This is a genomic window from Pseudoalteromonas sp. 4NS20-0020 (assembly GCF_057554385.1).
Genome location: NZ_BAAJMI010000002.1, coordinates 497,839 through 520,092, shown reverse-complemented (window position 1 = coordinate 520,092; position 22,254 = coordinate 497,839). Strand labels below are relative to the sequence as shown.

The following is a 22,254-nucleotide window of genomic DNA, read 5'->3' as shown; positions in this document are numbered from 1 at the left end:
TGATGTCCTTTATTAACAACAACTAACTAAATAATCCTATTACATTATATCTATGGTACTAAAAAATTTTTTCTAAATTATTATCAAATGCTTCCGCCAATTTTTCAGTTTCACTAAACACGGTGTTCCAATATTTAATACGCGTGTCGGCATCGAGATCGGTAAAATCGTTTCGGTCTGGGATTTTTCCGTAAGGTAAGCCGGCTACAAATTCTTTTGATGGGGTGATCATCACCACGTTGTCGTAATTTTGTGGTGCTACTTTACGTTTTAAGTTTTTATCAAACCACCCTGCTTTTGGGTCGCTATTAAAGTGCGGATACAAAATTAAGCCAGGGTTATTAATTTTTACATCAAAGTGGTAATCAATTATTCCGCCATCGCGATACATACCTTGTGGCGAACCTGCAATATTTTTTATACCTTGCATAACAAGCGGTATAGAGCCGGATGCAAGTAAGGCATCTTTTAAATTTGTTTGGTTAAGTGCTATGTTTTGCGTTTTAAAATTATAACTGTCGGTTATTGATAAATTACTATTTGGTGCACCAAAAATAAAACGCTCGTATTGCGAGCCTAATAATTTTCGGTTTACGCGGTTGAGCATATAACTTTTTGATAAACCTAAAAGCTGAATTAATTTATTTTCGCTGGCAATAAAGCCATTAGATTTAGCGACTATAAAATGTGCTTTAAATACGGGGTTATTTATTATTTCGGTAACGCCGTTATCGCCAAATACATCTTCAAGTAATGCGCGGGCTTTATTTGTAATTTCGGCTGGTGTTGGTTTATTGCTTGAATAACGCGTTTGCGAATACGATGTTGCTAAACGCTCAATGGCGGCAACCGGGTCGTTTTGTGCAAAACAGGCTGAACGAAAAGCCCCTGCAGATGAGCCAATTAAATTAAGCGGCTGGGTTCGGTTTTTAAAAAATTCACCAAAAATATATTTGTCTAATCCAAATAAAGTAAACCATTTAGGCCCACCACTTGCGCCTAAAAATGAAGTAAACAGTTCAGGCCTAAAGCCTTGCTCGTTTATTATTTTTGCTGCGTTCTTCCCTGCGACAATGTCGATCATGTCTGTATTTTTACCTTTTATATATGTATTTTAAACTCTTTAACGCGCTACAAATGTGAATAGTTATGCAAAACTAAAAAGCGGTTTTATGCTGCCATAAAACCGCTATTTGTAGTTAAAGTTAGCTAAAATACATGAATTAATCCCAAATGCCGTCTTCGCATTTTCCCTGAACTTTTACATCTTTTACTTTAAATTCGGGCTCTATACCTTTGTCTCTTTGCGTGTGGTAATCGTGCGTTACCGACAAAATAGTAGGCGTTAACAGTATGATAGCGATTACGTTAACGACTGTCATTAACCCTAACGCAATATCGGCTAAATCCCATACTTCTTTTAATGTGGCCGATGCGCCCCACAACATCATTGATAAATATAGTAAGGTGTAAATACCACGCCCGACTTTGTTATCAAGCTTAAATAGATGTAAGTTACTTTCAGCGTAGGCGTAGTTAGCTACCACCGAAGTAAAGGCAAATAACGTAATGGCTGCAGCTACAAAGTACACGCCACCTTGCGCCAAATGCGCGGTCATAGCGCTTTGTGTTAAACGTATGCCTTCCATTTCGCCGCTTATGTCTATATCAGCTAATAAAATAACAACGGCTGTACAACTACAAAGTACGATTGTATCGAAAAACACACCAAGCATTTGTATGTAGCCCTGTGTTACAGGGTGATTAGGAATAGGGCTAGCACTTGCACTGGCATGCGGAACACTCCCTGCGCCCGCTTCGTTAGAATATAAACCGCGTTGAATACCATTTTTAATGGCAGCCCCCATCGCGCCTGCGCCCGCTTCTTGTAATCCAAAGGCTGACAAAAATATATCTTTTAGCATGGCCGGTACTTGAGTAAAGTTTATAACGGTAATAATAACGGCGGCTAATACAAAAATAATGCCCATAATGGGCACTACGCGCTCTGCAAACCGGGCAATGGCTTTAAAGCCGCCTAATATAATTGAGCCTGCAAGGACTGTAATAACAATACCTGAGTAAAACGTGGGTACTTCAAATGCGTAGTTTAGTGCATCAGTAATCGTATTGGTTTGCATTGCGCTAAAAGTAAACCCGTACCCCAAAAATAAGCACGCGGCAAATACAATTGCAAAGGCACGGCTTCCCAGTCCTTGTTGAATGTAATACGCAGGGCCACCTCTAAATTCGCCGTTACTATCGCGAATTTTATACACTTGGCCTAGTATACTTTCTGCAAATCCGGTTGCCATGCCCAATATAGCAATGACCCACATCCAAAATATTGCACCACTGCCACCAAGCGATATAGCGACTGCAACACCGGCTAAATTACCCGTACCTACCCGAGCACAAAGCCCTGTACACAATGCCTGAAATGATGAAATATCGTTTTTATTACATTTACTGCTGCCTTTTAATAGGCTAAACATATGCTTAAATTTAACTATTTGAATTGCTTTTAAACGCACAGAAAACCATACGCCGGTGAAAAGTAAAATATAAATGAGTACCTGACCTTCTCCCCACAAAAGGTTATTCACACTTTTTACTACCGTATCGAACATTGCGGATTCCTTATTATATTTTTATAGTTATGCGCTTTAACATAGGCATTTTAAAATGTACTGGCAACGCTTAATATTTTATACGTAATAAAGGCAACCATGTTGCCTTTAGGTTTTGTTATTTGCTTTGTAAATGTACCCCTGCAATCATGCATCTTACTGAACCACCAGCAGATTCAATGGTAGGTATTGGCAAAGGGACCAGTTTAGCCGTTTTTTGTATTGCAATTATTTGCTCGGCTGTTAGCGCATTATAGGCGGTTTGTGACAGCGCTAAAATTCGCCCATTTTTACCTTGTAATTCAATGGCATTCCCGCAAAAGTTATTTATTTGCTCAACCGACAAATCAATTACTTCGTGATGGCTTTGTAAAAAATGCCCTACCAGCTCACTGCGTTGGTCTTCAGGCACCATATTTAAGCCAATCATTACAAACTTGCTAGCCACACACATTAGTACATTAGTGTGATACACCGCTATACCTTGCTCGTCAGTTGCGTTAAACACAACCGGCTTAAACGAAAGTAAATTACACACCGTATTAACGACCGACCTTGTTGTGCGTTTAGATTCTACCGCGTAGGCAAGTTTATATTGGTGATCGAGCACCAGTGATCCGGTCCCTTCCAAAAATGAATTTTCTTTCGCTAAATGCGCATAATCAGTCACTACCGCCACTTTATAGTGATCCGTTAAAAAATCAATTATATCTTTACGATATTCTAATCTTCTGTTTTCAACAAACATTGGGTAAATAATTAATTGCCCATTTTGATGGGTAGAAAACCAGTTGTTTGGAAAAACCGAGTCGGGTGTTTGTGTTTGCTCATCTTCAAATAAATGAACGGTTACACCTTCGCTTTGTAGTAACTCAACCGCGTGGGTCACCTCTTTAAATGCTTGCTCGCTTTCATTTTTTACTTCACATTCGCTTTGAAATGCATTGTCGAGCATGGTTTGTGGATTAGAAGTAAAGTGATGCGGACGAACCATAACAACCGCGCTCGGTGCTTGTTGTGTTATGCTCATGCTACACTCTCTTTATCTTTATGCGGTATTTCAAGAACTGAAAATAAATTGCGTGGGTCGCCCTGCTGAGTGATCAGGTCAAGTATTTCGTATTCTCCTGACTTAATAAGCTGCTCGCGAATATACACTAACGCGCTAAAATCTTCGCTTGCAAAGCCTACACCGTCAAAAATAGTAAGCTCTTTCTCGCTTGTACGACCAAGGTGCTGTTTATTAATTACTTTATGAAATTCGGTTACAGCAAAACACCTGCTCATTTGTTGAATTTCGCCCTCTACTCTGGTTTGTGGTTCGTACTCTACAAATACATTAGCACGTTCTAGCAACGCTGAATCAAGCTCAGTTTTTCCAGGACAATCGCCTCCAATCGCATTAATATGAACACCTTGTGGGATCATATCGTTTGTTAAAATGGTTGCGTTGGTTTTATCGGCCGTGCATGTGGTAATTATGTGCGCGCCCTTTATTGCTTCCTCTACACTTTTACAGATAGTCACGGTTAAGCCTTTATTGCTTAAGTTATTAAATGCTTTTTGAGAAGCTGCTTTGTCTATATCGTATAAACGAATGTGTGTAATACCTAATACCGCTTTAAATGCTAAAGCCTGAAATTCTGACTGAGCCCCATTACCAATCAGAGTTAAGGTTGTTGAGTTTTTTGGTGCTAAATAAGTAGCCACAAGCGCTGATGTTGCAGCAGTACGTAGTGCGGTTAATAGGCACATTTCGCTAATCATTACTGGGTAGCCGCTATCAACATCTGACAAAATACCAAAAGCCGCAACCGTTTGAAGCTCCTTAAACGTGTTTTTTGGATGGCCATTGACATATTTACAGCTAAACATTTTTCCATCACTTACCGGCATAAGCTCTATTACACCATCCGGAGAGTGAGCTGCATAACGCGGCGATTTATCAAACTCATGCCACCGAGCAAAATCCTGTTTTAACGTGTTAGTTAGGCTAACTAATACGTTTTCTATTCCTAATGTATTTATTAGCTTAGCCATAGCTTGAACACTTACAAATGGAACGCCTTGTTTTGGCTCTGCTATAAAATGACTCATGACTACCTCTGTAATAATAATATGAACTAATTAAAATAAGTTTATCGACTACAGATGCCATTTAATATGGCAATACTTTATACAAATAGTAGTAATTTTTATCAATTTGCTATGCATAAATGTAAATTTTTAGTATTTTGTATTAAATTAATTAGAGGTAAGCGAATGATCCCATACATTTACGACTCATTAGATAACGCCTTAATAGCCGAATTAAGAAAAGATGGCCGTGCTTCTATTTCAGCCCTAGCCGATGTTTTAAAGGTGTCGCGCGGTACAGTACAAAATCGTTTAGACCGTTTAGTTTCATCGGGCGCTATATTAGGCTTTACGGTGCGTGTACACGAACACATTGAAACCGAAGCTGTAAGAGCAATAATGATGGTAGAAGTGGTGGGTAAATCTACATCGCAGGTAATTAAAACTCTGCGGGGCATACCAGAGCTCACTAAATTACATACCACTAACGGCGCTTGGGATTTAGTAGCCGAAATACAGGCGGCAAATCTAGGTGAGTTTGATGGCGTACTCAGGCAAGTGCGCGAAATAGATGGCATTTTAAATAGCGAAACCAGTATATTATTATCATCTACTTAGGTTTTATTAACACCATGTTTTACTTAAAGTATTTTAGGCAATACTCGGGTTATTTATTAGGTAATGGAGTAGGCAATGAATAAGCTTTCTATTCGGTATTATTCGCAAGATATAAAGCGCCACCAGCATAATTACCATCAACTTGTTCTACCCTTACACGGTGAAATTTTCATAACGTTAAATAATGATTTTAAAACGACGGTTAGTACGGGTAGTTGTATCGTTATAGAGAAAAACGTGATGCATGCCTTTACGGCCGATGAAGCCGCGCGTTTTATTGTGGCAGATTTAGACGCGCTACCTGAAAACCTTATTCATCTTTTATGCCCTAAAATCTCAATAGATAGTCGTTTATTAAGTTACTTACAGTTTATAGAGCAGCAACTGCTTTTTGTTAGCGATGAAAAGCTTGCTAGTTCAACCTTTGATTTATTTTACTTATTACTTTGTGAGCAAAGTAGCCACAGTAATATTGATAAGCGAATAGATAATGTAATAACCATTGTTAAGCAAAACTTAGCGTACCCCTACACGTTAAAAGAGCCGGCCGATATAGCCTGTTTAAGCGTTACGCAATTTAAAACTGTGTTTAAAAAAAGTACCACTATGAGTGCACTGCAATATTTAACTATGTTGCGAATGCAGCACGCTCGCGCCCTTTTAACCCACTCAGACTAACCGATTGCTTTAGTAGGCGAGCGCATTGGTTATAACGATGCCTCTGCGTTTAGCCGCCGGTTTAATTTATACTTTGGGCAGCCACCTAAGGCATTTGCAAAGCAATAATATAGATAACCTAAACACGAGATAATAAATAAAGCTCAATCAGAGAGTAGGTTAAATAGCGTCAGAGCAAACAATAACACCGTCTTTTTAGCATATTTTTATAAACCTATATTGATACACTCAGTACATAGTATTTACGGAGTGTAATTAATGGCAACACACATAGGTTTTTTAGCAATATTTTCTTGGGGGCTTTTAGCTTTACTGGGTAATTTAACCAAAGCGCTCCCTGCTTTTCAGTTACTTTTTATGTGCTTTGCACTTTCTTTTATTATTTTATTAGTAAAACGTTTTGCTACAAAACAGCCATTATTAACTCCTCCTAAGCTTTCTAAAAAACAAATTGTAATAGGTGTTACCGGCTTATTTGGTTTTCACTTTTGTTATTTTATGGCTTTAAAATACGGTCCTTTAATTGAGGTAAGTTTAATAGTGTATCTTTGGCCATTATTACTGGGTGTCTTTGTGGCTACCCCTGGGTCTAAATTTAAAGCAATATTGGGCGGATTACTGGGATTTTTAGGCACGCTTAGTTTAATTACCGATGGCAGTGGGTTATCTATCAATAGTGAGTATTACTTAGGGTATTTTTTTGCAGGTTGCTGCGCAGTATTGTGGTCTAGTTATTCTTATTTAATGTCGCAATTTAATAGCCATGTAGATGACATAGGCTGGCTTTCACTTATTGTGGCTGTGCTTGCTCTTTGTGCACATTTTTATTTTGAAACAACCGTTACTAGTTTGTCTGTTTCACAATGGCTAGGCGCTATTTTATTAGGGTTAGGCCCAGTGGGAGGTGCATTTTATTTATGGGATCATGGTTTGAAATTTGGTAACCGCTCGCTATTAGCCTCGTTAAGCTTTTTAACGCCGGTGCTTTCTACTTTTATTTTAATACTCGCCTCGCAGGCTCCCTTTAATTGGTCAGTATTTATTGCTTTAGCGCTTATTTTATTAGGCGCGGCAATTAGCAATAAAAAACCATCGATAAATCTAAAAAAAGCATCGCTTTAATTTTGCCAAGGCACTTTATTAACGCTTAAACTTAAGTTTAAGCGTTAATCACAGCTACATGGCGTAGCTGTGTGCATAATCTACAATACGTGCATTTTGGCTTTTTAAGTATTCACGGCCTGCTTTTACACCAAGCTTATGATCTTTACGTAGATCGTCGTTTGTACTGCCTAATAATTTGCTGTGCAGTGTTTCGTCTGCAAAAATTTGTATAATTTCTACATCACTTGGCGGGTTTGCCATAAAGTTTAGCTCGTCTAAGTAAGCTTGTTCGTGCTGAATTAGGTAGTCGAGTGTTTTTGGGCAGTAACCGGCAGCTGTAGCAAGCGATCTAAGCTTTTGAACCCACGCAGATTGCGCTTGAAAATCACCATCTACCGTTCTAATAACCACAATTTTACGTGCCCCACGGTTATACGCTTCGCGTACTGGTAATGGTGCTGCTAGCCCACCATCAAGAAAAAAATCTTCTTGGGCTTTGTTTATTTGCGTGGTTTCGTTAGCCGCTTGCGCATTTAACCAAGGCGTTAATTTAACACCTTGTTTGTATAAAAATGGTAAAGCACTTGACGCTTTTAATAGCTCGCGCCATTGATGCTCTTCACCCGTTGGTGATAAGTAATACGCTTTTCTGTCACGTGCATTTGTAGCAGTAATAAGTAACTCACGTTCACCTAAAGACGTTTTAGCTGTTTTAAAGTCAATCGCTCTATTTACTTCTTTTGTTTTATCAAAGTACCAGTCTAAATCAACAATATGTTTTCCCATTAGGCCGCGACCTAGCTGAAAAAAACGTTTATTACGAGACAGCCCTCTAATTAGGCGTTTAGCGTAACCTTTTTGACGTGCTAAATAACTTGTTAAGTTTTGTGAACCTGCCGACGTACCAATAAATAAATCAAATGGGTCGTAGTTTTGCTCTAACCACGCATCAAGTACACCTGCCGTGAAAATCCCTCGCTGTCCGCCACCTTCAGCAATTAACGCAACCTTAGGCTGTGCTATTTTAGTTACTGAAGAAGCTGTTGCGCTGTTTAGAGAGTTCACGGTGTACCTGCCTTTAATTTAATAATGTTTGTTTCAATAAATACATTTTATAGAATTAAAGTGATGCCTTAAAATTGATTGTTTAAATCAGTTTGATTGAAAAAATAGAACGAAAAACTATCCATTAGTACACTTAACTAATAATGACCAATGCGTTTTTCTGATTTTAAATATTTAGGCATCACATCAATTAATTTAAATTGTAAATTACTGATTGATGCCACTACTTTAACAAGCCTTAGGTGTACGCTTGCTTAACTAAAATAAAAATGAGTATTGACGAGTGTATTAAATAGCTAAGTAACCTATTTCACTTAGCTACAAAGAATTAAGCCGTTTGTTTATTAGCTTGGCGCTCTAACTTGTAGTTTTCTGAATTTAAGCCTTTTTTCCAGTAACCTGATGCCACTATGTTGCCCCTTGGTATAGAAAGCCTGTTAGTTAATGCCGCTTTAAGCTCACGCACTAGCCCAGCCTCAAGTGCCATAAATACAATAGGCGGCTGTTCATAATGCTGTAGTGTGGTTAATGCATTAGCCATCTCAACCTCTGGCGTTGTAGTTATTGACCAGGTGACCTGGCGCGTTGAATCTAAGCTGATTATATCCGCTTTAGTCGGAGCATGAATAAACGCGTCAATTTTGGCGTTTATTGGCAATTGCTTAATGTAGCCTTTTATAGCGTTTACTGAGGTCAAATCGCCCATCAATATATAATGCGGGTGGGTAAAATTATCTAGCTTTTTAGGACCGGGGCCTGCAATAGCCAGTTCATCACCTACTTTAGCGGCTTTAGCCCAGTTAGTTGCAGGACCTTGGTGCATATTAATAACAAAATCGAGCGTAATTGCACCATTGCTTTTATTTACATTTTGTATTGTGTACGAACGCATACACGCCGTTTTTAAATTGAAGTCGGCCACACCGTTTTTTGGAATAAGCACTTTTACATAACTACCAATGTGATCGGAAGTTAAATCTGTAAAATCTTCAGAGCCTAAAACTATACGTTGTAAATGTGGGGTTAGTTGCTTTGTGCTTAATACTGTTGCTTTGCGTACTTTTTTTGCCATATAAATTAACCTCATTGATTAAAAATCACTGCTTTATAAAGCAGACATTGCACAACGCCCCATTGGTTGATAAAATCAACTATATAGATTTAATTGACTTTGTCAACCATTTGGAATGTGTTATGAACACCTCTTTAGCCAATACGCTATTTATGTTAATGCAAAACTACCGGGTAACCATACGCGAAGCCATTAATGCCAGCGAGCTCGGTTTAAATGCAATGCATGTACGTTGCTTACATATTATTGCAAATACCTCGCAGTGCACAGCAAACGACATTGTGAATAAAACCCAACGAGATAAGGCTCAAATAGCGCGGCTTGTAAAAGAACTTATAGCTTTAAAGCTTATAAATAAGTGTGCCAGCGAACACGATAAGCGCTGTTTTATTTTAACGTTTACAGATCAGGGGGCCGTGCTTTTTGAAAAATTACTGGCCGCAGAAAAACATGTAAACGATCAAATGTGTAAAACGTTAAACCCAAATCAAATCAATGACTTTTTAAACACGGCTCAGCAAATGATCAAAAATATGCAATGATCTTTACTTCATTACTTGGCATAAGTTAAACAAAACACATATACTGTACACTTATACAGTATATGTGTTTTGGTTGTTTATTTATGTTTGTTATTCCTATTTATATAGAAGCAGGTATTTGCGGGTTTGAATCTCCTGCCGCACAATACACTGAGCTTGGCGTTTCCCTTGATGAGCTATTAATAAAGCACCCTGATGCCACTTTTATTGGTATTGCGTCGGGTAGCTCTATGCAAGAAGTAGGGATTTTTGAGGGTGATTTACTTGTAGTAGACCGAGCAGAACACGCTAAAGATGGCGATGTAATTGTGGCTAATTTAAATGGCTTATTTGTGTGTAAGCTACTTGATAAAACAAACGCTCGATTACTATCGGCTTCGCCTTTATATCAACCCGTTAATATTACGCCTAGCGATGAATTTCAGCTTGAAGGCGTAGTCAGTTTGTCAATTCGTATGCATCGCCAAAGCCCTGAGTTACTTTCATGTATGCCTTAGTCGATGCCGTGGCGTTTTATGCCAGCGCCGAAAAAGTATTTGATCCCGCCATTCGTTCAAAACCTGTGGTTGTGCTCACTAATAACGACGGTTGCGTATGTGCGGTATGCCCTATTGCGCGACGTTTAAATATTCCTAAATTTGGCCCTTATTTTAAAGTTAAGCAGTTACTAGAACAAAACAATGTGGTTGTACGCTCTAGTAACTATGAACTATACGCTAATTTAAGCGACCGAATGATGAGTGTGATTGGCCGCTTTTGTGACACCCAGCATATTTACAGTATTGATGAATCGTTTTTGCACTTTAGCGGCTACGAAAACGTTGTAAAAGATTGGCATACTTACGGACACCTTATTAGACGAACCGTATGGCGAGAAACAAAGCTTCCCGTTGGCGTGGGGTTTGGGCCAACGCCTACACTTGCAAAAGCGGCAAATCATGCAGCTAAAAAATTAACAGGCTTTGACGGTGTTGCTGTCATAAATGACGAAGCAAGCCGGCGAGCTATTTTACAGCGCATGGACTGCCAAGATGTATGGGGAATTGGCAAGCGCTTAGCTAAAAAGCTAAAAATAATGAACATAAACACCGCATGGCAACTTGCCCAACAAAACCCAAAAACTATGCGCCGCGCTTTTAGTGTGGTGGTAGAGCGCACAGTAAGCGAGCTTAATGGCTTAGTATGTTTAAACTGGGATGATGTACGCCAAGATAAACGCGAAATTTACTCAACTCGCAGCTTTGGAGAGCGTATTTATGAACCAACCGCTCTTAAAACCGCTTTAATTAACCATGTCACTATTGTGGGCAAAAAACTAAGAGCCCAAAAGTCGCTTGCAAAGCAATTATATATTTTTGCATCTAGCTCATCTCATGAAGATGTATTTTATAAAAAGTCTTATATGTATCAGTTTAGCATGCCAACAAACGATACTTGCGTTATGGCCAATGCGGTGTCTGAAGTGTTTGAAAAAATTTACCAACCTGGCGTGCGGTTTTATAAATGTGGTGTAGGTGCACTAGAGCTTACCGCTGAGCAATTTCAGCAAAGTGACTTATTTGCACCACAACAAGATAACCCACAGTTAATGGGCTGTTTAGATGCTATTAATACCCGATACGGCAAGGGTATGTTGGGCTTAGCAAGTAGTAAATTAAACGATCGCTGGCATATGAACAGAGATTTTTTATCGCCTCAGTACACAACCCGCTGGCGGGATATACCAAAAATAAAATGCGATTTATAGACGCTTTAATTCAAACTTGCACTGAACATTAGCATTTTTAATCAAGTATTCTAACTGTGTATCAGAAACAAAATTTAGCGTACGGCTAACATCTAATGTATCGTTATTATTGTCACACCGGTCTTGGCGTAAATCCATTGTTAAACCAATATTCGTATATTTAAACTTTGTAGTCACTAGACAAAAATCAGGGACTTTATTAGTTTGTGTGCCATTATGTAGATCAATAAAAGAAATTAAACTGCCAAGTCTAAAACCCAAATCGGTATTATTTTTATCAAGCCACATTAATGAGCCTGAATCGCAATAGCGAGCATCGCCAGAAACTAATTCATACTCGCCAACTTTACTATTAAACAAGCTAACAAACTTAGTTTTGTTACTAGGCAAAATCGTTTTAGCAAAAGACTGGTTAGCAAAAAATAAACAACAAACACACAATAGAACTTTATAATTCTTCATTAAAGAAACCTAACAAGTCACAATACAATTAGCTTAACACATTAAACCTACTTACTTATTTTAAAATTTATGCAAAAAAATCCCTTGATAGCAATCAAGGGATTTAATAGTTATACAATTAGACTGTTGTTATTTGTGAAACAACTGTGCTCTTCTATAAACAAACAAAGCGGTTAAGAGTAATAAGAAGAAACTTAAAGACCCCCCTCCACTTTTATCACCTTCTTTAGGTGTTGGCAGTGCAACAGGTACATCATTAACGGTAACGATAACACTTTGCTCTGTCTCCCCTTCACCATCAGAAACGCTGAGTTTAAAGCCAAGTTCACTTGTTACAGATACACTTGGCGCTGTAAACGACAATGTATTTGAATTAGCATCTTCAATTGCGACTTCTATACCTTGTGTTTGAACCCAGCTATAAGTAAGTTCAGATGACTCTTTGTCTGTAGCAGTTGCTGTAATGCTAACGTCTTTACCCTCATCAACCGATAAAGAGGATGAGCTCAACTCAACTGCTGGTAATTGATTAACGTGCATAAAGGTCACTGTATATACCTCTGTGAATTGCTCGTAACCATCTGAGATTAATAAAGTGATATCTGTAGTGAATGTTTCCTCTAATTCACCTACAGTCAGTGTCGCTTTACTGTCTGTCTCTGAAGGCACCAGTGATAATTGAGGATGATCAATACTCCACTCAAAACTTAGCAAATCACCATCAGGGTCTGTTGTTCCTGACGCATCAAGCTCAATAGTTGAAAGCTCTTCAATAGTGGCTGGAATTGTTACATCTAAAATAGGCGCTTGGTTTAAGCTTTCTTCAGCTAACTTAGCAACTAATTCAATCACACCATTAACTTCACCGTCTAAGTCAAATTCACTGCCGTCTGTTACTGCAAAAGTAAAGCAACCTGAACAAATTTGCTCGTACACGTTACCAGTTAGCTTTGCGACCGACTGCCAACCAGTGTTAGATAACAAACGAATTTGCATTTCTGAACTTAAAAGAGAGTTAACATACTCTGGTATCGCAATCTCAGCCGTACCCGATGAGTTTGAAAGTGTAATGTGGATATTTACAATATCACTTTTAGCTTGAAAGTGAGGTTCTGTAATGTCTAAGCTATCAAAGTAAGTACTTAAGTCTTGCTCTGAAATAGACATATCAGCAATCATTTGCGTTACAGTAGCCTGTTTAATATTACCTACCGAAAGGTGGTTAAACTCATCGATGCTACGAACCATATCACCTGAATCTAAAACAGCTGAATGCGTAATAGAAGAGCTATCTAAGTAATCAACAATGCCGTCTTTATCGCCATCGCTCACACCTTCTTCAGCATCAGGAATACCATCACCATCAGTATCTAACTCAAGATCATTGAAAGTAACTGCGTCAATCACACGTAAACTAATTTTATCCGTTGCAACAGCTTCGCTATTTTGTTTTATAGTGAATGCAATGTCTAGATTGTCAGAATCTGTAAGTAATTGAGGCGTCAAAGTAATATTCCATTTTGAGTGACCAATTTTATTTACAAAGTAATCACCTTGTGAAGATAGCTGAAGCTCTATTGAATTATCAGCTGCTGCACTAGGTAAATTAACTGCATGAACATCAACAATAAAGTCTGACGAATCACGTTGAACTATATTGCTTATTACTTTTCCATCTTGATATAGATTAGTAATAAATTCAGGTTTTGCAGTTTCATTTAGAAAAACTAACTGGCTGGTATCATTTCTATCGGTAAATGAACTACTTCTCGTATTAATGCGAATATTAGACGCATTTTCAAAGAACTCACGTTCTAACTCTACCTTGACAAGGCCATGCAGGTTTGTAGATATATATTTACTAGTATTATTTCCAATCAGATCAAAGCTTACTGAACCGTAAGGGCTTTTACCACTTACGAATAAATCAATAACCGCATTACCATCTTGGTAAACATAGGTAGTGGGCTGGATACTAACCTTAGGAAAAACACGAGCATTTACTTCACCTGTAGAAGTATTACCCGCTCCATCAACGGCTGAAACAGGAATTAAGATATCCCCCGTTCTGAACACAAAGTTGCTATCAATATCGATAATAGCTACATCCGATACACTATCGTAGATAGCATTAGAGTTAAATAATGCCGCTTTTATGTCATCAATTGAGCTGCCATAAACATCGACTGAGTAATAGTCTTGTATAACCGGTGGCGTTGTGTCTACTAAGGTTACCGTTTGAATAGCCGTCGTTTCGTTACCAACAAAATCACGAGCAATCCATGTAATTTGATGTTCACCAAGGGGCAAGTAAGACCCAGAAGCAGCATAAACATAAGGTTCTAAATGCCCGTTATCAGTTGCCTCAGGAACAAAAATATTTGTAAGGTTAGTATATTCAGACGTTGCTTCAAGAGTAATTGGTTCTAAACTTGATACAAAAACAGGAGCTATATTTTCACCCAAGCTAGAGTCAGTTGGGTGGCTATCTTCACTATCTAGCACACCGTCGCCATCTGTATCTGTAGAAAGCGGATTACTCGACATCTGGTACTCGTTTAAGTTAGATAAACCGTCGTAGTCTGGATCATTTGATGCATCATAAGAATCAAGTGCATTTAGTCCATTCTGTGCTTCCCAATAATCTGGAATACCGTCGCCATCAAAGTCACTAACTACATCCAGCTCAGCAGTCCATGTGATATTATCAACTGAAAAAGGCATATCTGCTAAGTAAGGACTTTCGTATTTTACCTTCACAATATTAAAACCATCATTTACCGGAATTAACAAACGAGAGCGATAATGCTTAATATTGTACTGGGTACCGTTAACACTAATTTGAAATGACGAGTTACTGTTTGAAAAGTAATCTAAATTAATGAACCCTGCCTCAAATAACCCAGCAATTGCAAAGCCGCTTATGCTACCTGCTGGAGAAGTATTTAGGCTTAAACTTGATGCACCATCCGTAGACCAGTTGGTATTAAGCTGCCATTGTGTAGTATGTTCTGCAAGCTCAGTAAACATAGCTGGCAAAAGCCCTTCTTCAAAGCTTTCATTTAGCTGAGAAAAAGACTGCACAGTTGATGTTGCGTCATTAGCAAGGCTTTGCCCATAGAACTCTTGGATATTAGTGTAACCATCAGCATCAAAATCTAAACTCGCATCTGAAGGGTCAAGTGGTAGCAAGCTATTATTAACTTCATAGCCATCGCTTAACTCATCAGAATCTGTGTCAGCTGAATTTGGATTTGTTCCTAGGTTATACTCATCGAGGGCTGAAAGGCTGTCAGTGTCATTGTCAGATTGTGCATCACTTGCATCAAAACGATTTAAACCATTTAGTAGTTCCCAGTAGTCTGGCATTTGATCGTTATCAGTATCGGTTTGATCACCGACTGGAAGCATAGCAAAATTATCAAGCCATACTGCATCAGCATCAGTTGATACTGATCCGTCTTTGGTATATTTGAACTCAATCTTATGCACCCCTTCACTAATATTAACTAAAAATGAAGTTGGTTCAGGTGCTTCTAAATCTCCACGCTCAGCAAAACCAATAACTTCTTGGCCATCTATAGTCACCATAAAAAAGTCACAACAATATTCAGAATCAATTTTATAATCGAACGCTAAAACCCCTTCTGAAAATAAGCCCGTGACAGTAAACCCGCTAAACTGAGAATCAGAGATATCCCCCGAACGAATACTTTGTGTGCCCTGTGTGGCAAAATCGTCTGTTATAAACCACGGTGCACTTGAGTCTACAGATTCAATCATCCATGTTGGAAGTGTATTGCCTTCGAATGACGTTGTGATATTTAAAGCAACAGGGTAAGAGGTATCTAACTGAGGGTCTGTATTTGCTTGAAACTCAGTAAAGTTAGTAAATCCATCATTGTCAGCATCTTGTGACGCATCTGAGGCATCCGTAAGATTTAGGCTGTTGTTATATTCCCACCCATCAGGCATTAAATCGCCATCAGTATCTGAGTTGTTAGGTAAACCGTTATTTAAAAACTCAAGAAGGTTAGATAAACCATCGTTGTCTAAATCAAGCGCTGAATCGTCAGTATTTATATCCAAACCATAAGATAATTCCCACATATCTGACATACCATCACCGTCAGAGTCAGGGAAGCTAGGCCCAATATATAAATTATCAATAAATACAGCATCTAAGCCTTCAGACACTATAACGTCTTTAGTGTACACAAACTTAACTGTATTGAACCCTGCAGGTACTGGAAAAGAAGCCACCTTCCAGTCAGTTAAGCCAGACTCATCAAGCACTAATGAATCGTTAATATAAACTTTGAAAAAGTCATAAGTTGCTTCAGTTTCCAATAGGTAGTTAAAGTTAACAAAACGTTGTTCGTCACTTAAAAATTGAAACTCAATGCTCGTTTGTTGCGAATCAGTAATATCACTGCTAGATAACACTAAGCCATCATGACCGTCATAATCAGTAATAAACCAAGGGGCTTGAGGATTTGAAGAAACTAAAAGTTCAGGGACAACTGCGTCATCAAAATTATAGGTAGTTTCAGGAAAAACAGAAGGTTCAGAGTTTGGATCAGTTGGGTCGCTGTTGCCATAATACTCAATTAAGTTAGCCCAGCTATCGGAATCAAAATCAAGTTCTGCATCAGCTGCATCAAGTGGATTAAATGCAAAAGTGACTTCCCAACCATCTGGCATACGATCGGAATCTGAATCCGCATTGTTAGGCAGTGTCATGTAGACGTTTAATTCATCGTAATCAGATAAACTATCAGCATCAGAATCAACTGAGTTTGGAAAAGTATTTGCCAAGTATTCTTCCAAGTTAGAAAGGCCATCTTGGTCTAAATCTAAATTGGCGTCATCGGCATCTGAAGGGTCTAGTCCGTATAAAAGCTCCCAGTTATCATCCATTAAATCTGAATCAGTATCGACAAACTTAATATTATCGCAAATAACTTCTACTTCATTAAATGCTGAAATTACATCAGATGCATTATAATTTAGGTCAATTGCAGAGTTGATAGCACCACATGCACCATCGATAAAACCACTTGAATTAACCCAGTAGTTTTGATTTGCTTTTAGCATTATTTCAAACGCTTTTTGAGGATCCCAGCCATCAGTATTTGAAAGCAGGAAAAAAGCACGGTTAAAAACACCACTACTAAAGTGAACATCCATGCCCGGATAAAAATCGCTGGCTTTATCAATAGAAACACCATCTAATGAAGGCGTTTCAAAGTAACGAAGAGCTGGATCTACTTTTGAAATATCCGCCCCTGATAACCAGTCGGTTTCACCACGTAAAAAATACTCTGCAGTTTCACCTGCCATATCAGAGAAAGACTCGTTAATTCCGCCTGATTGATTAGAGTAAATAAGATTGGAGTTTTGACTAGTAAAGCCGTGGCTAACCTCATGAGATACAATATCAAGTGAAACCAGCGGGTAAAACCTATCAGCGCCATCACCAAAGGTCATTGCTTGGCCATTCCAGGTGGCATTTTCCCAGTTATCCCCACTGTGAACTCGCATTAACAATTGAAATGTAAGCGGTGCAGTGTTGTACCATTGTTGATACATATCAAAAACTGCGGTTCCAAATGCATGAGCGTCATTTAATGGAGAAAAAGCACCATTTATTTCCTTATGTGTATTACGATCACATGTGAATGAAAAGGCTTCATTTGGCTCAGAGCCCGACTCCATGGTGACCGTTTTTACTTTGTCATTTTCTAAAAAACAAGTATCGCCAACTTGGGTAACATTAAAGGCGTCTTTATCTGTACCGTATTCATATTGGCCAATCTTTTGATTACCACCAGGTCCTGTTCCGTCAACACTTTGAATATTGTCCCACAGTTCAAAAATCTGATAAGTCGATTCACTTATTAAACCTATTGGCATTTTTTCAATGCCATTCTCAGTTACTTTGAGTTCAATTAAGCGAACGTAGTAAGCTTTTCCATCATGAATATAAATGTAGCGCTTATTATTTATTATTTCACTCTCTAGTGAATCATCTAATTTAGACTTAGTCAGCAACGATTTAACCGCCTTTGACTGATCAAAAGTGGTGCTCGCGGTTTTATTCAAAGATGCAAAGTTAATATTTTTAGCAAAAAAACCACTAATATGTTCAGAGTTAGACTGAACTCTAATTTGCTGACCCCACACTGGAACCCCAGAGAAGTATTGCTGCATCTTCTTCGAAGACGCATTAACTTGTTGTGAAAGGCTTAACTGAGGTTGTTCTAACTCTACAAAGTAAGAACTTGCAGAAGGGTTATTAGCAATAGAGGCATTTTGATTTAAAAGTTGCTTAACTTCTTGGGTGGATGATTTATTTATTCGCTGTGAAACAGCAGCTTGAGAACTTAGAGTGTTCAAAAAGCAAAATGCTATCAATCCCGATGAAAGTGTTTTATACATAACATTCCTATGTCGTATATTGTAATTATTCAGTGTCTATTCATTTAAAAACGCTCAAATGTAACATATTTGATAATGAAGAGTCATTCAAAAAGCTAGTTTAATAGGTACAATTGTTAACTAATGTAAAAAGTAACTAAATAATTAATTGAAACTATGATTTGAATTTTAAAGGTGTAAAAAATAAATGATAAGCGTACAAAAAACTGCATAAACAAATTAAATATCTACGCAGTGTTCTGTTTCAAAAAATAGTTAAGAGTAATACAAAATTAGCGTCTTACTGCCAATATTTTGCGAATAATTGCGGATAGGCTTGTTTTAAAAATTTTGCTTTGTCTTTAAAGCGTTTACCTGCGGGTTGGTCGCCTGATGGCACGAAGGGTAATTCATCCTCATTGCGCTCTTCATATAATAAGCCGGCGATGAGGTCGTACTCGTCAATGTAGGGGTAAGGCTGTTCATTTAAGTGATAAACAGGTGTACATAATGCAATGGAGTCTGCATTAACGAGCGCGTTATCAAACACTGTTTTACCGCGTGAAATAAGCCAGCATCTAAACTCACTAAAACCATATTCGTCATTGCAGCCTGCCATAACAAATGCAGCGCCAAATAAATCCCATGTAAAACATTTACGCATATTTATGCCAAAAAACTTATCAAATGCAATAAGTTGCTGATCGTCTAAATTGCTTAGATTTGCTTTAAGGTGGTCGCTTACACTTTGCGGATCAAGGCCTAAGTCGGGTGTAGTCACTAATTCCCAAAAAGCCTGCTCTGATAACGCTGCCATTATAAAATCTCTTTTACTCGGCCTACTTGGCCATCTTCTAATCTCACTTTAATACCATGCGGGTGGTTTGGTGATTTAGTTAATAAACGATCTACCACGCCTTCCGTGAATGTACCGCTTCGTTGATCTTCTTTTAAAACAATATTAACTACAGTGCCTGGTGATATTTGCGAACGAGAAGGAACAGCCATTATTTAAACCCTAAATATAATTTTTTTAATTATAACGCCCAACTGCAGGCAAACCAACAAAACCCATTTTAATTGGCAAAAAACACGATATGTGTCGGTTTTATCGTCAATTTAATACCCGCTAGTTGAGTAATAATTATAGATTTAAGGTGTTCAATCTCAGAGTCAGCGTTATTAAGCGCTATAGTATCTTCAAAATAGCAGTTAACTTTTAAGGTGTTAGCTTCGTTATTTAAATCAACAGTGTGAGTAAGGTATGCAAAATCGGTCACTGAGTCTTTTATAGACTCACAGGCTTTAGTCAGCGCTACGCGTATTTGTTTGTCTCGTTGTTTTTGTGTTTTAGTCATGAGGAGGATTATTTACTTTTTTCTGCTTGTTGTTTTTTAAATTCTTCGTAATTTGAATCTTGCTCTTTAAGGCACTCATAATATTCTTTATCAGCTTTGTAATTACATTCGTTAAGGCGGGCTGATTGCAATTGTTCAAAGCGTGCGTCGGAACTACACCCGGCTAAAATAGGTAATCCGATTATAAATACAGCACATACTTTTAATTTATTAATAACCATTAAATTTCCTTACACTATTGCTTTTAAAAAGACGTTAAATTAAGCCGAATATATTGTATATTAGCGCCATAAAAATCTTCGTATTTACAGGACCACTTATTATGATGTCGCAGTTACAAGCCTTGTTTCAGCGTATAGACAAAAGCAAGATATTTCAATCATTTGTTATAGCTGTCATTATTGTTTCTGCCCTTACTGTAGGCGCTCATACCTATAGTCTTCATCCTACGGTTGAGCTTGCACTTAACTGGATGGATATTGGCATAACCGCATTCTTTTTAATTGAGCTGATTATTCGCTTTGTTGCAAGCAAAGGCATAAAAGACTTCTTTTCAAAGGGCTGGAATATATTCGACACCATTATTGTATTGGGTAGTTTGTACCCAGCTGCGGGGTCTACGATGCTAATAGCGCGTTTACTACGTATATTTAGAGTGCTCAGATTAGTGTCGATGATACCGGAGCTTAGATTACTCGTTAACTCCTTGCTCAAAGCAATCCCGCAAATGGGCTACATAGCTCTGCTTATGTTTGTTATTTTTTATATTTACGCCGCTATGGGCAGTATGATGTTTGCCGACATTAACCCCGTGCTTTGGCAAGATGTGTCTATTTCAATGTTAACGCTATTTAGAATAGCGACCTTTGAAGATTGGACCGACATAATGTACGAAACAATGGCGGTGTACGAGCTAAGCTGGATTTACTACCTGACCTTTATATTTTTAACCGCCTTTGTATTTTTAAATATGATGGTTGGCGCGATTTTAGAAGTAATGGGTGAAGAACACCGAAATGCACGAGAAGAACAGGCCGATAACGACTCGCTCCCTGCAACACAAGGACAAGTTAACGAATTACAAGCGCAAATAGCAGAGTTAAAAACATTGCTGAGTAAAAAGTAACAGTTTAAGCCTCACAAAATATGTTTGTGGGGCTTAAAACTCAATTAGCCTGTTACTCATTTGATGTACTTTCTACTGTTTCAAACGATATCACGTCCTCCACTTCCATTTTAAACGCTTCTAAAAACGCATTTTTTAATACCGACACCACTGCCTGAAACGTAGATATATCTGTGTTGTTTAATGTGCCATCGATCGGTATGCGCGCAGCAACTAACTCAGATTCATCATTTTCAAGTAATTCGCTGAGTATATCTATGCTGCCTTCAAAAATAGCAGTGAACAATCCGTCATCGTCTTTTTCTATATCTTCACGCCACGAAAAAACACTCAAGTTATAAACACCGGCCTTTGTATAGCCGTTTAAAACATTGTCTTTTGCAGCAAGCTCCATTGCCCCATCAATGCCTCCTGCTTCAATGTCAAACGGGGTATACACTTTAAAAACCGTTTCTAGGTGTTTAACCGAAAAACGTTGAACCTCTACATTAAAGTCAAAGTTTGCTTTTTCACTAAATGGGTCTAATTGACCTTTAAGAGACAATGCAGCTTCGCCCATTAAATCCCCTTCAACGTTTAACGAAGTCACTAACGTTTTTGTGAGGTTTTTAGCATTAGTTATGTTATTAATATTTGCATTAATATTTGAGATATAGGTAGGTTTATCACCCTCGCTGGTGGCATTAACTAACGAAACTTTACCATTATGAATACTTAAAGTGTCAATTGAAAAAGGGACTAAATTATTAGCAAGCCCTACCCAGGTTGTTTCATTTTTAACTTGTTTATTTTGCTCTGTTTTATTAGGGGCTTTGTCGTAAACCACAATTTCAGGGTAGGTAAATTGCATATTTGTCACTAAATTCCCTTTCAGTAGTGCTGACCATGAAAGCGAAAAATTGAGTGTTGCAACGCTAAGTAGTGGTTTAGGCGCTAAATTATCCTCTTTTGCATAAATTTTTATGCCGTCAATAGCATACGCACCGCGGTACAAATATAAATCAACGTCACCTACGTGGCCTGTTATTCCCTGCGTGTCTTTAATTTGTTGATTAACATAATATTGGATAGCGTGGGGCACACAAACACGGAATATTAATAAAAGCACAATGATTAAAACAAAAACAGTAAACCATTTGGCTTGAGTAACCTTTGAAATTAACGCCATATAACCATCCTTATTTGTGTAATTATGAGCATGACAATGTGTAAAAACTACACAAAAATAAGCACAACTGCGCTGTTAAGTACTTAAATTAATGGGTGCACGCAAAATACTATTTTAACTTTTGCAATGGGTATGCCACACAGACAGTTATTTAAAAGCCACAAAAGAGTGTAAAAGGAAGGAATAAA

General features: G+C 38.1%; 20 protein-coding genes. 7 read left to right on the top strand and 13 right to left on the bottom strand.

The features are described 5' to 3' along the window. Positions 1-58 precede the first annotated feature (58 nt). The 4 genes from AC27JL_RS06290 to AC27JL_RS06275 form a co-directional block, all read right to left on the bottom strand. Entirely contained in the window at positions 59-1,084 is a 1,026-nt protein-coding gene (locus AC27JL_RS06290) for a patatin-like phospholipase family protein (RefSeq protein WP_487195114.1), read from the bottom strand. A 139-nt stretch (positions 1,085-1,223) separates the two neighbouring features. After that, positions 1,224-2,630: an alanine/glycine:cation symporter family protein gene (locus tag AC27JL_RS06285; RefSeq protein ID WP_006794782.1), complete on the bottom strand. Its 1,407-nt coding sequence runs from the start codon at positions 2,628-2,630 to the stop codon at positions 1,224-1,226. A 118-nt stretch (positions 2,631-2,748) separates the two neighbouring features. Next, positions 2,749-3,660, bottom strand: a complete 912-nt coding sequence (gene ctlX / locus AC27JL_RS06280; RefSeq protein WP_487195113.1) for a citrulline utilization hydrolase CtlX — start codon at positions 3,658-3,660, stop codon at positions 2,749-2,751. Further along, the gene (locus AC27JL_RS06275; protein WP_487195112.1) at positions 3,657-4,727 is read right to left on the bottom strand and encodes an ornithine cyclodeaminase; all 1,071 of its coding nucleotides are present in this window, start codon (positions 4,725-4,727) and stop codon (positions 3,657-3,659) included. The genes ctlX and AC27JL_RS06275 overlap by 4 nt, the downstream gene beginning before the upstream one ends. 165 nt (positions 4,728-4,892) lie before the next feature. Here AC27JL_RS06275 and AC27JL_RS06270 point away from each other — a divergent pair, with 165 nt between their 5' ends. From AC27JL_RS06270 to AC27JL_RS06260, 3 genes are all read left to right on the top strand, one after another. Next, positions 4,893-5,324 carry an Lrp/AsnC family transcriptional regulator gene (locus AC27JL_RS06270; RefSeq protein ID WP_487195111.1) on the top strand — a complete coding sequence of 144 codons (432 nt, stop codon included), beginning with the start codon at positions 4,893-4,895 and terminating at the stop codon, positions 5,322-5,324. A 75-nt stretch (positions 5,325-5,399) separates the two neighbouring features. Continuing rightward, a complete protein-coding gene (locus tag AC27JL_RS06265) occupies positions 5,400-6,002 on the top strand; it encodes a cupin domain-containing protein (protein ID WP_487195110.1) in 603 nt (200 codons plus the stop codon). Between the two features lie 258 nt (positions 6,003-6,260). Further along, a complete protein-coding gene (locus tag AC27JL_RS06260) occupies positions 6,261-7,124 on the top strand; it encodes a DMT family transporter (RefSeq protein WP_243534247.1) in 864 nt (287 codons plus the stop codon). A 54-nt stretch (positions 7,125-7,178) separates the two neighbouring features. Here AC27JL_RS06260 and AC27JL_RS06255 read toward each other — a convergent pair whose 3' ends face one another. Together AC27JL_RS06255 and AC27JL_RS06250 are read right to left on the bottom strand one after the other, a co-directional pair. Next, positions 7,179-8,171, bottom strand: a complete 993-nt coding sequence (locus tag AC27JL_RS06255) for a patatin-like phospholipase family protein (protein ID WP_487195109.1) — start codon at positions 8,169-8,171, stop codon at positions 7,179-7,181. A 328-nt stretch (positions 8,172-8,499) separates the two neighbouring features. Beyond that, positions 8,500-9,243, bottom strand: coding sequence for a siderophore-interacting protein (locus AC27JL_RS06250; RefSeq protein ID WP_487195108.1), 744 nt, complete (start codon positions 9,241-9,243; stop codon positions 8,500-8,502). A 122-nt stretch (positions 9,244-9,365) separates the two neighbouring features. Between AC27JL_RS06250 and AC27JL_RS06245 the strand changes: the two genes are divergently transcribed. The 3 genes from AC27JL_RS06245 to AC27JL_RS06235 all read left to right on the top strand — a co-directional run bounded on the left by AC27JL_RS06245 (position 9,366) and on the right by AC27JL_RS06235 (position 11,532). After that, entirely contained in the window at positions 9,366-9,785 is a 420-nt protein-coding gene (locus AC27JL_RS06245) for a MarR family winged helix-turn-helix transcriptional regulator (protein WP_203987600.1), read from the top strand. An 83-nt stretch (positions 9,786-9,868) separates the two neighbouring features. Then, positions 9,869-10,282, top strand: a complete 414-nt coding sequence (gene umuD / locus AC27JL_RS06240) for a translesion error-prone DNA polymerase V autoproteolytic subunit (RefSeq protein WP_010556176.1) — start codon at positions 9,869-9,871, stop codon at positions 10,280-10,282. After that, the gene (locus tag AC27JL_RS06235; RefSeq protein ID WP_487195107.1) at positions 10,270-11,532 is read left to right on the top strand and encodes a Y-family DNA polymerase; all 1,263 of its coding nucleotides are present in this window, start codon (positions 10,270-10,272) and stop codon (positions 11,530-11,532) included. The genes umuD and AC27JL_RS06235 overlap by 13 nt, the downstream gene beginning before the upstream one ends. Here the strand turns inward: AC27JL_RS06235 and AC27JL_RS06230 are convergent. The 6 genes from AC27JL_RS06230 to AC27JL_RS06205 form a co-directional block, all read right to left on the bottom strand. Next, the gene (locus AC27JL_RS06230; protein WP_271481655.1) at positions 11,527-11,994 is read right to left on the bottom strand and encodes a hypothetical protein; all 468 of its coding nucleotides are present in this window, start codon (positions 11,992-11,994) and stop codon (positions 11,527-11,529) included. The genes AC27JL_RS06235 and AC27JL_RS06230 overlap by 6 nt on opposite strands. A 129-nt stretch (positions 11,995-12,123) precedes the next feature. Continuing rightward, the gene (locus AC27JL_RS06225; protein WP_487195106.1) at positions 12,124-18,435 is read right to left on the bottom strand and encodes a M4 family metallopeptidase; all 6,312 of its coding nucleotides are present in this window, start codon (positions 18,433-18,435) and stop codon (positions 12,124-12,126) included. 280 nt (positions 18,436-18,715) lie between these two features. Continuing rightward, entirely contained in the window at positions 18,716-19,231 is a 516-nt protein-coding gene (locus tag AC27JL_RS06220; RefSeq protein WP_006793493.1) for a DUF4240 domain-containing protein, read from the bottom strand. Further along, positions 19,231-19,422 (bottom strand): YwbE family protein, encoded by a 192-nt coding sequence (locus AC27JL_RS06215; RefSeq protein ID WP_487195105.1) that lies wholly within the window; start codon positions 19,420-19,422, stop codon positions 19,231-19,233. The genes AC27JL_RS06220 and AC27JL_RS06215 overlap by 1 nt, the downstream gene beginning before the upstream one ends. Positions 19,423-19,490: 68 nt before the next feature. After that, on the bottom strand, positions 19,491-19,772 hold the full coding sequence (locus tag AC27JL_RS06210; RefSeq protein WP_487195104.1) for a hypothetical protein: 282 nt from the start codon (positions 19,770-19,772) through the stop codon (positions 19,491-19,493). A gap of 8 nt (positions 19,773-19,780) precedes the next feature. Beyond that, a complete protein-coding gene (locus AC27JL_RS06205; RefSeq protein WP_008131755.1) occupies positions 19,781-19,993 on the bottom strand; it encodes a hypothetical protein in 213 nt (70 codons plus the stop codon). A 101-nt stretch (positions 19,994-20,094) separates the two neighbouring features. Between AC27JL_RS06205 and AC27JL_RS06200 the strand changes: the two genes are divergently transcribed. Then, entirely contained in the window at positions 20,095-20,898 is an 804-nt protein-coding gene (locus tag AC27JL_RS06200) for an ion transporter (protein WP_006793489.1), read from the top strand. 52 nt (positions 20,899-20,950) lie between these two features. On the opposite strand, the gene AC27JL_RS06195 is transcribed toward AC27JL_RS06200, so the two are convergent. Then, positions 20,951-22,066 carry a DUF748 domain-containing protein gene (locus AC27JL_RS06195; RefSeq protein ID WP_487195103.1) on the bottom strand — a complete coding sequence of 372 codons (1,116 nt, stop codon included), beginning with the start codon at positions 22,064-22,066 and terminating at the stop codon, positions 20,951-20,953. Between the last annotated feature and the right edge of the window lie 188 nt (positions 22,067-22,254).